Origin of the sequence: Streptomyces sp. NBC_01460 (genome assembly GCF_036227405.1) — a bacterium.
Lineage (GTDB): Bacteria > Actinomycetota > Actinomycetes > Streptomycetales > Streptomycetaceae > Streptomyces.
The window spans coordinates 607384-621796 of record NZ_CP109473.1; the positions used below are offsets into that span (position 1 = coordinate 607384).

The window sequence follows — 14413 nt, forward strand, 5'->3', positions numbered from 1 at the left end:
GTCGGGCATGGCGGGACGGTGCATCGGCCGCTGCGGCGGCAGATGACGACGTATCCCTCACGAACCCGCTTCCAGCTGCGGAAACGGGTGGCCGTGAGGGCTTGTGCGGCCTCTCGGCGGCTCGGTTTACAACGTTATATAGGCGCGGCGGCGCAGGCGGCAAGAGAGTTGTCGATGCGTTTCCAAAATGTGTCGGCCCGGGGCGTGCCGCCCGGCGGGGCGGTACGGCACCAGGTGCTGCGCCCCCTCTGGACACCGGCTTGACCGCGTGCTGTCATACCGCCGACATCAATTTTCCAACGTTGCAGAGAGGTTGCCGCTCCGTCAGCTCCGGACGCGACGACTTCCTTCGCCATGCGCCGGTCCCGTCCGGGCCGGTCACCCCACCCCTGTCCGGCAGAGCAGAAGCGGAGTCCCCACACCATGCCCCTGAACCGCAGACAACTCATGACCGGCGCCCTGGCCACCGCCGCCGCGGTCACGGCGGGCGGCCGCTGGTCCACCACAGCGACGGCGGCCGGGGGCGTGATGGCCGCCGCGCCCGGCGGCCACTACTCCCCCAACGCCGCGCCGCTGCACCCGACGGCGTTCCTGAAGCTGCCGCCCGGGCGGGTCACGGCCAAGGGGTGGCTCGCCGGCCAGCTCCGGATGCAGCTGGACGGCCTCTGCGGCCGGTACGAGGAGTTCTCCCACTTCCTCGACTTCGCCGAGTCCGGCTGGGTCCGGCCCGACAAGGGCGGCTGGGAGGAAGTCCCCTACTGGCTGCGCGGATACACGGACCTGGCGATCGTCACGGGTGACGCGACGGCGCTGGCCGGCGCCCGGAAGTGGATCGACGCGATCCTCACGACCCAGCAGTCCGACGGCTTCTTCGGCCCGAAGGCCCTGCGGACCTCTCTCAACGGCGGCCCGGACTTCTGGCCCTTCCTGCCCCTGGTCCAGGCACTGCGCTCCTGGCAGGAGTACAACGGCGACAGCCGGATCATCCCGTTCCTCAGCAGGTTCTTCCGCTACATGAACGCCCAGGGCCCCGGCGCCTTCGACACCAGCTGGATCGCGCTGCGCTGGGGCGACGGCCTGGACAGCGTGTACTGGCTGTTCAACCGCACCGGCGACACCTTCCTGCTCGACCTCGCCGACAAGATCCACCGCTACGGGGCCGACTGGGGCGACAACCTGGTCAACCCGCACAACGTCAACATCGCCCAGGGCTTCCGCGAGCCCGCCCAGTACGCCCTGCGCAGCGGCTCGCAGCAGGACACCCGGGACACGTACGGGACGTACGCCAAGGCCATGGACCAGTACGGGCAGTTCCCCGGCGGCGGTTTCGCCGGGGACGAGAACGCCCGGCCGGGACACGGGGACCCCCGGCAGGGCTTCGAGACCTGCGGGATCGTCGAGTTCATGGCGAGCCACCAGCTGCTCACCCGGATCACGGGCGACCCCCTGTGGGCCGACCGCTGCGAGGAGCTGGCGTTCAACTCGCTGCCCGCCTCGCTGGACCCGTCGGGGAAGGCGATCCACTACGTCACGAGTGCGAACAGCGTCGACCTGGACAACGTCCCCAAGAAGGAACGGCAGTTCCAGAACGGCTTCGCCATGCAGGCGTATCTGCCCGGTGTGGACCAGTACCGCTGCTGCCCGCACAACTACGGCATGGGCTGGCCCTACTTCGTCGAGGAGCTCTGGCTGGCCACCCCCGACAACGGTCTCGCCGCGGCGATGTACGCGCCCTGCGCGGTCACCGCCAAGGTAGCGGACGGCACGGAGGTCACCTTCACGGAGGAGACCGGCTACCCCTTCACGGACACGGTCACCCTCGCCCTCAGGGCCCCGAAGCAGCTGCGCTTCCCGCTGGTGCTGCGCGTCCCCGCCTGGTGCGCCGAGCCCGACGTCCGGGTGAACGGGCAGCGGGTCACCGCCCCGGCCGGCCCCGCGTTCACCCGGATCGAGCGGACCTGGTCCGACGGGGACAAGGTCACGCTGCGTCTGCCGCAGCGGACCACCGTACGCACCTGGGCGGACAACCACGGCTCGGTCAGCGTCGACCACGGGCCGCTGACCTACTCCCTGCGCATCGGGGAGACGTACGAGCGCATCGGCGGCACCACGCAGTTCCCGGAGTACGCCGTCCACGCCACCACCCCGTGGAACTACGGCCTCGTCCTGGACAGCGCACGCCCCGCGGACGCGCTCCACCACCGCTCCACCGGACGCGCGCCCGGTGACAACCCCTTCACCCTGGAGAACACCCCGCTCGTCATGACCGCGCGCGCCCGCCGCATCCCCGAGTGGAGCGCCGACGGCGAGCACGTGGTGGCACCCCTCCAGGCGAGCCCCGCACGCAGCACCGAGCCGGTCGAGGAGGTCACGCTCGTCCCGATGGGCGCGGCGCGGCTGCGGATCACGTCCTTCCCGACGGCGAGCCCGGACGCGGCGCCCTGGCTCGCGGACCGCTGGTACCGGATCGCCAACCGGAACTCCGGCAAGGTGCTGGGCGTGGACGGCATGTCCACCGCGAACAGCGCGCACGTCGTCCAGTTCGGCGACACCGGGACGGCCGACCACCTCTGGCGGCTGGTGGCCAACGGGGACGGCTGGTACCGCATCCGCAACCAGCACTCCGGCAAGGTGCTCGGCGTCGACCTGATGTCCACCGCGAACAGCGCGCACGTCGTCCAGTTCGACGACAACGACACGGCGGACCACCTCTGGCAGCTCGTGCCGGACGGCGGTGGCTGGTACCGCGTCCGCAACCGCAACTCGGGCAAGGTGCTGGGCGTGGACGGCATGTCGGGCGCCGACAGCGCGCACGTCGTCCAGTACGACGACAACGGCACCGCGGACCACCTCTGGCGGCTGCTCTGAGGAGCAGCGGCCCTCCGGACCACTTCTGAGCCACTCCCCGCGCCACTCCGGCGCGGGGGGTCCTTCCCTCCCCCAAGGAGATCCTCGGATGAAGCCCGCACCCGCACCACGTCCCCGCAGCTGGTGGAGACGGTTAACGGCCGGCACCGGCCTGATGGCACTTCTCGCCACCGCGCTCGTCGGGGCCGCCACCGCCCCGGCGGCCGCCGCACCCGCCGCCTGGACGCCGAAGCCGGCCCCGATGACGACGCCCTGGACGAACCAGGTGTCCGTCGACAACCCGCTGCCCGAGTACCCGCGCCCCCAGCTCACCCGTCCCGACTGGGCCAATCTCAACGGCATCTGGGACTTCGCGGTGACCGGCCGCGACGCGGGTCAGCCCGCGTCGTTCTCCGAGCAGATCCGGGTCCCGTTCGTCGCGGAGTCCTCGCTCTCCGGCATCAAGCGGAAGATCACCGAGAACGACAAGCTCTGGTACAAGCGGACCTTCACCGTGCCGTCGAACTGGAACGGCCGCCGGACCGTGCTCAACTTCGGCGCCTCCGACTGGCAGAGCACCGTCTGGGTCAACGGCACCCAGGTCGGGGCGCACAAGGGCGGCTTCGACTCGTTCTCGTACGACATCACGCCCCAGCTCAACGGTGGCACGAACACGATCGTGGTCTCCGTGTACGACCCGACGCAGACCGGCGGCCAGGCCGTCGGCAAGCAGCGGATCAACGACGTGAACCCCCACCCGGGCGGCGGGATCTTCTACACGGCGGCCTCCGGCATCTGGCAGACGGTCTGGCTGGAGCCGGTCGCGGCGTCGCACGTCACGCGCCTGGACATGACGCCGAACCTCGGGAACAGCACCCTGCGGGTCAAGGTGCAGGCGGCGGCCGGCAGCGGCCGGACCGCCCGGGTCACCGTCTCCAGCGGCGGCACCGTCGTGGGCACGGCGTCGGGGGCGCCCGGCTCGGAGATCTCCGTCCCCGTGCCCGGCCCCCGGCTGTGGAGCCCGGACGACCCGTTCCTCTACGACGTGCGCGCCGACCTGCTGGACGGCACGGCCGTGGTGGACACGGTCGGCAGCTACGCGGGCATGCGGTCGATCGCGATCGCGAAGGTGGACAACATCCTGCGCCCCGTCCTCAACGGGAAGTTCGTCTTCCAGACGGGCACGCTCGACCAGGGCTACTGGCCCGACGGCATCTACACGGCGCCCACCGACGCCGCCCTCAGGTCGGATCTCCAGGCGCACAAGGACCTCGGCTTCAACATGGTCCGCAAGCACATCAAGGTGGAGCCGCAGCGCTGGTTCTACTGGGCGGACAAGCTGGGCCTCCTGGTCTGGCAGGACATGCCGGCGATGGACACCGGCAAGACCCCCGACAGCGGGGCGCGGACCCAGTGGGAGGCCGAGTACCACGCGGTCATCGACCAGCACCGCAGCTCGCCGTCGCTGGTCATGTGGGTGAACCAGAACGAGGGCTGGGGCCAGTACGACCAGGCCCGGATCGCGAACGAGGTCAAGGCGTACGACCCGTCCCGGCTGGTCAACAACATGAGCGGCGTGAACTGCTGCGGCTCCGTGGACGGCGGCAACGGCGACGTGGTCGACAACCACATCTACGTCGGCCCGGGCAACACCTCACCGACCTCGACCAGAGCCGCCGTCCTCGGCGAGTTCGGCGGGCTGGGATGGAAGGTGCCGGGCCACGAGTGGTACCCGGGCGGCGGCTTCAGCTACGAGGACCAGGCGAGCGTCGCCGCCCTGAACAACCGCTTCGTGGGGCTCCTCGACAGCATCCGTGTCGGGCAGCTCCCGGCCGGGCTCTCGGCCTCCGTCTACACGGAGATCACCGACGTCGAGAACGAGGCGAACGGGCTGCTCACCTACGACCGCCAGGTGGTCAAGGTCGACACCGCCCGGGTGAAGGCCGCCAACCAGGCCCTCATCCAGGCGTCCAAGACGCCCGCCCCGCCCGTCACCCTGCCCACCGGGCAGTACAAGTCGCTTCGTGTGACCACGCCCGGTCACACGAACAAGTACCTGCGGCACTCCGAGGCGCTCGCCTACACCGCGGTCGTCGACGGGGCGAGCAGCGCGCTCCTGAAGAGCGACGCCACCTGGAAGGTCGTGACCGGTCTGGCGAACAGCAACTGCTATTCGCTGGAGTCCCGCAACTACCCCGGTGAGTACCTCCGGCACCGGGACTTCCGGGTCCGCCGCGACGCGAACGACGGCTCGGCGCTCTTCAAGGCCGACGCCACCTGGTGCGCGGTCGCGGGAAGCGGCGGGGTGAGGTTCTCCAGCGCGAACCTGCCCGGCAGCTACCTGCGGCACATCGACTCCGAGGTGTGGCTGGCCACCCCCGGCGGCGGTCACGCGTGGGACAACGCGGCGACCTTCGCCGAAGACACGACCTGGTCGGTGGACGCTCCCTGGGCACCGTGACCTGACACCCGCGCACACGCAGTACGCACACCGGCGGGCCCGGTCACGGCGCATCCCGCGCCGCCACCGGGCCCGCCCGCTCACGGCCGCCGGTCCGCGTCTCCCGCGGCGGGCAGGCCCGAAGGACCGGCCGGGGCTTCAGGCGTCGCCCATCACCAGGCCTTCGATGGTGTGCTTCTGGACGATGGGGGTCAGCTTCTCCACGACCGGGCAGTGGAGGTGGGCGCGTACCCGGCCGGGCAGCGACGCCCAGTACTCCCTCGTCACCGCCATGTCGTGCTGCGCGTCGTTGCCCGCCCCCGGCGCGTCGACGCCGAGCACCAGGACCGGCCGGGAGTCGGACGACCGGTTGGCCGTGCCCCGGTGGACCGTCAGGGCGGACCGGGCCGATATGTCGCCCCTCCGGGGGTACTTACGCTCGGCGAGCTCCTCGTAGCGCGGGTAGGCGTCGCGGGGCGGGAACATACGGTGGCCGAAGCGGGCGTCGTCGTCCCACTGGGTGCCGGGCGCGATCTCGAACGGGCCCATGTCCTCGCGCGTGTCCACGGCGGTGAGGTTGAAGGCGAGCGAGGTCAGCCTGCGTTCGTCACGGGTGACGTCCGGCATGGGGAAGTCCCGGTGCCAGGGCTGGTTCACGGCCCCTGCGAGCGGGATGTCGAAGCCCAGCTCGACGATCCGGTAGTCGGGCCCCAGGACGGCCTCGGACACGGCGCGCACCCACGGATGGTCGACCAGGTCCACGAAGCCCCGCAGCTGCTCGGGATGGATCTCGACGTAGTAGCGGTGGGGCCCCCTGCCCACCGCTCCGTCCTTCCGGCCGCGTGCCTCGGCGAAGGCGGTCTCGACGTCCTCGCGCATCGCGTCGGCCCACTGCGGGGTGAAGGCGCCCCGGCAGGCGGTGATGCCCGCCGTGTGCAGGTCCTGGACGGCCGGGCCGAGGTGGGGGGCGGTGGTCGCGGCGTCGGTCATGACAGTGGTCCTCTCGTCGGGGGCAGCGGGACGACACGCGGGCCGAAAGGGCACGTTCCGCGCGTTCCTCGCCTGCCGCCCCTCATGTTGCAACGTTGCAATCAACGAAGCAAGAGGGAGTGCACACCGAAGTGCACAGCGACTGTTACGGTGCTCACCGCGGAGAAGCGGCCGAGGACCGGCCCCGCGCGGAAGGACAGGAGCGCACCGACCGTGGCAGCGAGACTCAAGGACGTCGCCGCGCTCGCCGGCGTGTCCGTCCGGACCGTCTCCAACGTGGTGAGCAATGCCGCGGCCGTGGCCCCGGCGACGCGCGCCCGGGTCATGGCGGCGGTGGAGGAACTCGGCTACCGCCCCAACCTCGCCGCCCGCAACCTCCGGCAGGGGCGCACGGGTCTCATCGGTGTGGTCGTGCCCGAGATCCACTCCCCCTACTTCGGCGCGCTGGCCGGTCTCCTCATCGACGCGGCACAGGAGCGCGGCTGGACGGTGCTCCTGGAGCGGACCGGGGGGCGTCCCGAGCTGGAACGGCGGCTCCTCGACGGGTCCGGGGGGCACCAGCTCGACGGGATGATCATCAGCCCCTGGTCCACCTCCCCGGCCGATCTGGCCTCACTCGCCGGGGGTCTGCCGCTGGTGGTCCTGGGCGAGCTGGAGCCGGACGGGACCATCGACCATGTCGCCCTGGACAACGTGGGGGCGGCCAGGGACGCCGCACGCCATCTGGTCGCGCGGGGCCGCCGGCGCATCGCGGCGATCGGCCTGCAGTCCGGACTGGGCCACGGCACGGCGGAACTGCGCGCGGAGGGGTTCCGTCACGGGCTGCGGGAGGCCGGCCTGAGCCCGGTGGCCGAGGTGGAGGTGGCCGACCTCCACCGGGCGGAGGGGGCGCGGGCTCTGCGTCACCTGCTGGAGCTGCCCGAGCCGCCCGACGCCGTCTTCTGCTTCAGCGACGAGCTCGCCCTCGGTGCACTGCGCGTCGCGGCCGAACAGGGCGTGCGGGTGCCGGAGGACCTGGCGCTGATGGGGTTCGACGACATCGAGGACGGCAGATTCGCCGCCCCGTCCCTCACCACGGTCGCCCCGGACCGGGAGCAGATCGCCGAGCGGGCGGTGCAGTGCCTGACCGAGCGCGTCTTCGGACGCCTCGACACCCTGCCCGCACGGCGGATCGTGGTCCCGCACCGTGTGCTGGGGCGCGAGAGCACCGGAGCCGCCGTCCCACCGGCGTGACGGCTGGAGTGCGGCCCTCGCACGTACGACGGGGACTGCGACGCGCCCGCGGAGATGCCTCGGGGTGGGGACCGGCGTGGGGCCGGCACCCCGCCGCTCCAACGGATCTCAGCTCTCGTCGGGCTTGGGCGTCGCGTTCCGCAGACGGATGCCGCTGAACTGCATGGTGCTGGGCACCACCGCTTCCCAGAAACCCCAGAGGTTGTCGAGAACGCGCAGTTGGATCCCGGCGTCCCGGTGCAGATCGACGAGATCGCCGACGGGCTCAACCGGACAGAGCGGCTCGACGGTCTCGGTCGAGACGAAGGCGTGGGGCACCGGGTCGCCGAAGGGGCGGAACGACGTGGCGGCGAAGCGGTAGGCGAACAGCTCGACGCTCATGAGCCGCTCCAGCCAGCTGTACTCGATGACGTGCACCCGCCGGCCGCCGCCCGGGCCGAGGATGCGCTCACGGTCGGGCCGGGACGTGTGCGGCGCGGTCCACGCCATGGCGCGCGGGCATCGGCGCGGGAACCAGTAGGCCGGGGCCTGGGTGCCGTCGACGGCCCAGACGTACGCCTCCGGCTGCCGGGCAGTGGCGGCGACGTGCGGACGGAACACCGAGATCTCGGGGTCTTCGGAGAAGTGCAGCACTTCTCCTGGTAGCGGACGCATGCACCGGTTCTACCGCACAACCGCCGACCGCCGTCGCCGCAGGTGTCCAGGACCCGCCGTGCGCACGGCCCTCCGGGCAGGACAGCGCGGAGCTCCCGGCAGTGCGGCGCGTGCACGCACTGCCGGGAGCGGTCCTGCGGGGGGCCTCCTACGGCTGTTCGCCGTCGGGGTTGCTCCTTACGGCTGTTCGCCGTCGTGGAGCGCGGTCACCTCCTGGTCGGTGAGCGCCTTGTCGAACACCTTCACCTGGTCGACCGAGCCGTTCCAGAAGTCGGTGTTGCCGCCCGACCACTTGGCGCGGCCGACGGAGAGGGCGCCGCTGCTGACATCGGCGGTACCCGCCGCCGCGGTCTGGGCGAGCTTGCCGTCGACGTACAGCTTGATCTCGTCGCCGCTGCGCACGCCGACCAGGTGGTACCACGTGCCGAGCTCGGGCTTGATCTCCAGGCGGGCCCGGTGGGCGCCCGGGGTGGAGAAGGCGAAGCCGCCCTGTCCGTACTGGAGGTAGAACGGGTTCTCCTGGCGCCGGCCGTCCTGGCTGACGACGGTGCCGTAGTTGCCCGGGAGCGCGTCGAGCGACGCCCAGGCCGAGATGGTGTAGTCACCGGTCGTGTCGACGACCGGGCCGTCGGTCTCGGCGTACTGGCCCTCGCCGTCGAACTTCAGCGCGGAGCCCTGCACGCCGGGCGCCCAGGACGTCCCCTCGGAGAGGGTGAGGTCCTTGTGGTTCGGGCCGCTGTCCGCCGCCGTGGTCCCCTTGTTCTCGTCGAGGGACCAGGTCCCGCCGCCCTTGATCTCGTCGCGCTCACCCGCGGCGGCACCGGCCGCGATGACCTCCTGGTTGATCTTCCGCACCTTCGCGGGGTCGACCTTGATCTCGCGGCGGTCGTACGTCCAGAGACCGTTGAGCTCGTTCTCGAGGTCGGTCACCTGGGTGTAGATGGAGCCGGACAGCTCGGCGCGGGCCGCGTCCAGGTAGTACGTACGGGTGTTGTCGACGTACTTGGCGGTCAGCGCGTCCTTGTCGGCCACACCGCTGTAGATCGCGGTGGGCGCACCCGGCCACATGTGTCCGGGCATCCGGAGGGTGAAGCCGCCGTGCTCGCCGTCCATCGCCGCGCGGTCGGCGTCCGGGAAGGCGGGGTCGGTGTTGTTGTAGTCGTGGTGGTCGATGATGTCGCCCTTGCCGCTGTCACCCTTGGAGTTGCAGCAGTTGACACCGCTGTGGGCGTTGACGACCCGGGAGGGGTCGGCGGCCTGGACCTTCTCGGTGATCTTTCCGGTCTCGGTGCGGTCCCACTCGCCCCAGCCCTCGTTGAAGACGATCCAGGCACCGATCGAGGGGTAGTTGTGCAGCTGCTCCATCATCTCGGCACCCTGGTCGAGGAAGGCCTTCTGGCCCTTCTCACCGGTGATGTTGCCGGAGACGAAGTCCTGCCAGACCAGCAGCCCGAGCTGGTCCGCGTGGTAGTACCAGCGGGCGGGCTCGACCTTGATGTGCTTGCGCACGGAGTTGAAGCCGAGGTCCTTCTGCGCCTTGAGGTCGAAGACCAGGGCGGAGTCGCTGGGCGCGGTGTTGAGACCGTCGGGGTAGAAGCCCTGATCGAGCTGGGCGAGGGAGAAGAACGGCTTCCCGTTGAGCACCAGCTTCTGGTAGCCGCCGACCTTCGCGACGCCGAAGGAACGCATGCCGAAGTAGCTGTCGACGGTGTCCTTGGAACGGCCGTCCTTGAGGGTGACCTCGAGGTCGTACAGGTACGGGTCGTCCGGCGTCCAGAGGTGCTGCTTGGCGACCGGGAGGCTCAGCTCGCTGTTGGCCGCTCCGGTGACGGTCCCGACGACCTTGCCCTTCTTGTCACGGGCGACAGCGGTGACACGGGCGGACTTCGAGGCGGCCTCGGAGTTGACCGTCAGGGCGAGACGGCCCTTGTCGATGTCGGGCGTGGTCTTGAGGGAGTCGACGGCGGCGGGCGCGACGGGCTCCATCCAGACGGTCTGCCAGATGCCGGAGGAGGCGGTGTAGAAGATGCCGCTGGGGTTGGCGGACTGCTTGCCCGTGGGCTGGTCGGCACCGGTGGTGTCGGTGACCGCGACCACGATCTCCTGGGGACCGCTGCCCTTGAGGGCGTCCGTGATGTCGGCGCTGAAGGCGGTGTAGCCGCCGGTGTGCTCGGCGACCTGCTTGCCGTTCACCCAGACGCGCGCGTGGTAGTCGACGGCGCCGAAGTTGAGCTTCAGGCGTTCGTCACTGCTCCGCTTGCCGACCGACCAGCTCTTCGGCACGGTGACCAGCTTGCGGTAGAACATGTGGTCTTCGTGGCGTTCCAGCCCGGAGAGCTGGGACTCGACGGGGTAGGGCACGGTGATGCGCTCGTCGAGCGGCTTGCCGAAGACCGGCTTCTCGTCGGCGGTGGCTCCCGCGAACTCCCAGGGGCCGTTGAGGTTCTTCCAGTCGTCGCGCACCTGCTGCGGGCGGGGGTACTCGGGCAGCGGGTTCTTCGGGTTCACCTTCTCGCCCCACGGGGTGAGAAGCCGGTGCGTGGAGAGGTTCTTCGCCCTGCGGCTGATCTCCGGGACGGTCTCGTCGCCGTTCTTCAGGCCGCCCTCACCGTCGTACGCGAACCTGACCTGCTGGTTCTTCTGGATGGCTCCACCCAGGGTGACGACGATCGCCTTGCGGTTGTTCGAGGCCCTGACGACCGACTTCACCGGCATCGGCGTGGTGTCCGCCTCGATGCCGAGGTGGCCCTTCACGTCCTGGACGCCGCTGACCTCGTGGTCGAAGGTCGCCTGCACCTTCAGGCCGTCCTCCGCGACGCTCAGCCCGACCGGGTAGACCTCGAAGTCCGCCGGCGGGGTGAATGCGGACTCGGGGACGATCTGCTTGGCTAGCTTCGCGCTCGACCAGCGCAGGAACATGTTCGCCCCGCCGATGTCCTGGAACATCTCCAGCCGGAAGGTGTGCTGTTCACCGGCCTTCAGGGTGACGGGCTTGCTGGTCTGCTCCTTGTCCCAGTCCGGCTCCCAGTGGTCGATGACGGCCTTGTCGTCGATGAAGAGGCGGAAGCCGTTGTCCCCGATGGCGGAGAAGGTGTAGTCGCCGTCCTCAGGGGCCGCGATCTGCCCCGTCCAGCGGGCGGTGGTGTGCTCGGTCTTCCCGGTGGCCGACTCGAACGCACCGGTCAGGCCCGGGAAGTTGATCTCCGGGTCCAGAGCCGTGGCACCGAGCTCGGCGAAGTCGCGGGCGCCCGGGGCGGACATGGCGAAGTACTCACCCTTGAGGCCGTGCACCTCGGTGGAGGGGTCCTCCTTCACGAACGCGGAGGCGGTGGGGGCCGCCGCCTCCGCGGCGGGTGCCGCGGCAGCGGCCGGGACCAGGGTCGCCCCCACCGGGAGCAGCAGCGCCGCCGTACAGGCGAGTGTTCTCAAAACGGTGCGGGGGCGGGCAAGTTGTCGTATCAAGGCGTCGTCCTCATCGAAGAAGCCGGAGTGCTCCGAACCGCGAAGCACTGCACATAGTCGAACATTGAGCCACAGCCTCAAACACCTGACAACGGTCGTGCAGGGAGAATTTTCAACGATAGAAAATTGATACCCGCCGCGCCCCGCCCACAGGGCACGTCCGGCCCGGTGGACGGCACCGAGCCGCCCACCGGGCCGCGGGGCGGGCCCCGTTGATGTGCTAACGCGGAAGACCCGCAGGTCCGGTGGCCCAGGAGGTGTTCGGCCGGTCCGCGAGCCGGAAGGCCAACGCCCCTCCTCGGGTCACCAGTCGGGCGTCCGTCCAGGACCGGTCAGCCGTCCGTCCGTCGATCCTCACCGCGTCGATGTACGGATGTGTCGCATCCGCCTCCGGGGCGCTGATGGTGATGTCTCCGCCCTGCGCCCGCCGCAGCACCGCGGACGGGAAGAGCGGCGCCCCGATCAGCATCGTCGCGCTGCCCGGAGTCTGCGGGTAGAGGCCCAGGGCCGAGAAGACGTACCAGGCCGACATCGTGCCGAGGTCGTCGTTGCCGGGCAGGCCGCGAGGGCCGGTCCCGTACACGGTGTTCACGATCTCGCGCACCGTCTCCTGGGTCTTCCACGGCTGTCCCAGCGCGTTGTAGAGCCATGGGGCGTGGATGCCCGGCTCGTTGGTCGGGTCGTAGCGCAGCGCGTCGCCGCCCTTGACCGACCAGGAGCCGTCCGCCTTGTGGAAGAAGCCGTCGAGCCGCTGTGCCGCCGTCTCACGGCCTCCCATGGCCTCGGCAAGGCCCTGGACGTCCTGGGGGACCATCCAGGTGTAGGTGGCACTGGTGCCCTGCGCGAAGCCCCGGTCGCTGCCGGGGGCGAAGGGGGTCACCCAGGAGCCGTCGAGGTTGCGCGCCTGGATGTAGCCGGTGGTCCCCGCGCCGTCACCGGCCCCGGGGTTGAACACGTTGCGCCACCATCCGCCACGCTCCTCGAAGGCCGCGGCCTCCTCGTCCCGCCCGAGGAGCCGCGCCCAGCGGCCGAGCGCGTCGTCGGCGACCGCGTCCTCCAGGGTCTCCGCGGCGCCGCCCCAGCAGTGGCAGACGTCCTGGGCCGCGTAGTGGGACTCCAGGTACTGCGCCAGATTGGGCCGCTGGCCGGTGCACTGACCGGGGCAGCCCGCGTCGGAGAGGCCGTCCGGATGGGGCACCGTGGCCTGGCGGGCCAGGGACTCGAAGGCGCCCTCGTAGTCGAAGTTGCGTACACCCATGGCGTAGAAGGTCGCCAGGGTGGCGGCCGTGGGGTCGCCCGTCATGACGTGCGTCGCTCCGTTGACGTGCACCCAGCGGTCCCAGACCCCGCCGTTCTGCCGGGCGAAGTTGTACAGCGACTGGGCGAAATCTCCCGCGATCCTCGGCTTGAGGAGCGCGAGGAGCTGGATCTGCGCCCGGTACTGGTCCCAGCCGGAGAAGTTGCTGTACTGGGCCTTCTGACCGTGTGTCACGCGCTGCGGCTTCCCGTCCATGCCGGGATAACGGCCGTCGGTGTCGCTGATCAGGTTCGGCTGCATCAGGGAGTGGTACAGCGCGGTGTAGAACGCGGTGCGCTGCGCGTCGCTGCCGCCACCGGTGCGTACGGAGGCGAGCTCACGGTCCCAGGCGGCGGACCCCGCACGGGCCACGTCGTCGACGTCCGCCCGCGGCGCGATCTCCTCGCGCAGGTTGGCCTCGGCGCCGGCCTGACTGACGTAGGAGATACCGATCCGCATCCGGACGTCGTCGTCCTCGGCCGTGTCGAAACCGACCCAGCCACCGGATCCCCGCCCGGCACGGTCCGCGCCGGTGGCATACCCCTCGCCGCCGCTCACGCTGGTGGCGCCCGGCATGACAGCGCTGTCGCGCCAGGTGCCGGTGGTGGCGAAGTCGCGGTCGAAGGAGGCGCTGAAGTAGAGGCGGTAGTAGCTCTTGCGGTTGTTGGTCCCGCCGTTGGCGCGCCGGCCGCAGAACGCGCCGGTGAGCACCGACCCGGTCACCTTGCGGTGCGCGGTGTCGATCTCGACCTGGGCGTCCTCGCTGCCGTTGAGCGAGTTGGACACCCGGAAGAGCAGGTTGGCCGGCTTGTCGGCGGGGAAGCTGAAGTCGGCCACTCCGGCGCGCTCGCTGACCGCCAGGTCGGCGGTGGCGCCGGAGTCGAGTCCTACGGTGTAGCGGCCGGGCACGGCACGCTCGTCCTCGTGCGAGAAACCGGAGGCGTAGACGGCGTCCTTCGAGTCCGCGGACGGCGAGGTGGTGACGTCGCCGACGAACGGCATGATCGGCACGTCTCCCGCGGCACCGGGGTTGCATCCGGCTCCGTTGACGTGGGTGAGGCTCAGCCCACGCATCCGGGTCACCCCGTACTCGTAGCCGTTGGCCGCCCCGGTGCTCGTCTGGTCGCCCGTGGTGCTGGTCGGCGACCAGGCGATCATGCCGTACGGACGGACCGCTCCGGGGTACGTGTTGCCCCCGTTCGACGTGCCGATCATCGGGTCCACATAGGCCGTGGGACGCGTGACCGGCGCACCGGCCTGGGCCGCGGGCGGCGTGACGGCACCGGCGAGCGCGCCGGTGAGGAGGATCGCGGCGGTCCGTGCGGCGAGACGCCGGGCCGCGGACGGTCTGGAGGGCATGTTCTCGGATACCTCCGGCAGTTGGACAACGTTGTCAACATCGCTCGCACGGCGACGTGACAGCGTTGATCGATTCGCGGCCGAGCGTAGGTCCCCTCGGCGTGCGAGGGAATGCCGCGGACGGATCCGGG

The 14413-nt window shown here is 70.6% G+C and carries 7 protein-coding genes; 3 read left to right on the top strand and 4 right to left on the bottom strand.

The window, feature by feature from the left end; translation table 11 throughout:
- Positions 1 to 423 precede the first annotated feature (423 nt).
- Together OG488_RS02780 and OG488_RS02785 are read left to right on the top strand one after the other, a co-directional pair.
- Complete coding sequence (locus tag OG488_RS02780; protein WP_329225563.1) at positions 424 to 2868, top strand: beta-L-arabinofuranosidase domain-containing protein; 2445 nt, start codon at positions 424 to 426, stop codon at positions 2866 to 2868.
- 88 nt (positions 2869 to 2956) lie between these two features.
- Positions 2957 to 5308, top strand: a complete 2352-nt coding sequence (locus OG488_RS02785) for an AbfB domain-containing protein (RefSeq protein ID WP_329225565.1) — start codon at positions 2957 to 2959, stop codon at positions 5306 to 5308.
- 138 nt (positions 5309 to 5446) lie between these two features.
- Here the strand turns inward: OG488_RS02785 and OG488_RS02790 are convergent, their stop codons facing one another.
- Positions 5447 to 6277 carry a phytanoyl-CoA dioxygenase family protein gene (locus OG488_RS02790; protein WP_329225567.1) on the bottom strand — a complete coding sequence of 277 codons (831 nt, stop codon included), beginning with the start codon at positions 6275 to 6277 and terminating at the stop codon, positions 5447 to 5449.
- Positions 6278 to 6490: 213 nt separating this feature from the next.
- On the opposite strand from OG488_RS02790, the gene OG488_RS02795 reads away from it, so the two are divergent.
- On the top strand, positions 6491 to 7510 hold the full coding sequence (locus OG488_RS02795; protein ID WP_329225569.1) for a LacI family DNA-binding transcriptional regulator: 1020 nt from the start codon (positions 6491 to 6493) through the stop codon (positions 7508 to 7510).
- A 108-nt stretch (positions 7511 to 7618) separates the two neighbouring features.
- Here the strand turns inward: OG488_RS02795 and OG488_RS02800 are convergent, their stop codons facing one another.
- The 3 genes from OG488_RS02800 to OG488_RS02810 form a co-directional block, all read right to left on the bottom strand.
- On the bottom strand, positions 7619 to 8164 hold the full coding sequence (locus tag OG488_RS02800) for a DUF6886 family protein (protein ID WP_329225571.1): 546 nt from the start codon (positions 8162 to 8164) through the stop codon (positions 7619 to 7621).
- Positions 8165 to 8341: 177 nt separating this feature from the next.
- Positions 8342 to 11623 (bottom strand): LamG-like jellyroll fold domain-containing protein, encoded by a 3282-nt coding sequence (locus OG488_RS02805; RefSeq protein WP_329238373.1) that lies wholly within the window; start codon positions 11621 to 11623, stop codon positions 8342 to 8344.
- A 223-nt stretch (positions 11624 to 11846) separates the two neighbouring features.
- Complete coding sequence (locus tag OG488_RS02810; RefSeq protein ID WP_329225573.1) at positions 11847 to 14282, bottom strand: GH92 family glycosyl hydrolase; 2436 nt, start codon at positions 14280 to 14282, stop codon at positions 11847 to 11849.
- Between the last annotated feature and the right edge of the window lie 131 nt (positions 14283 to 14413).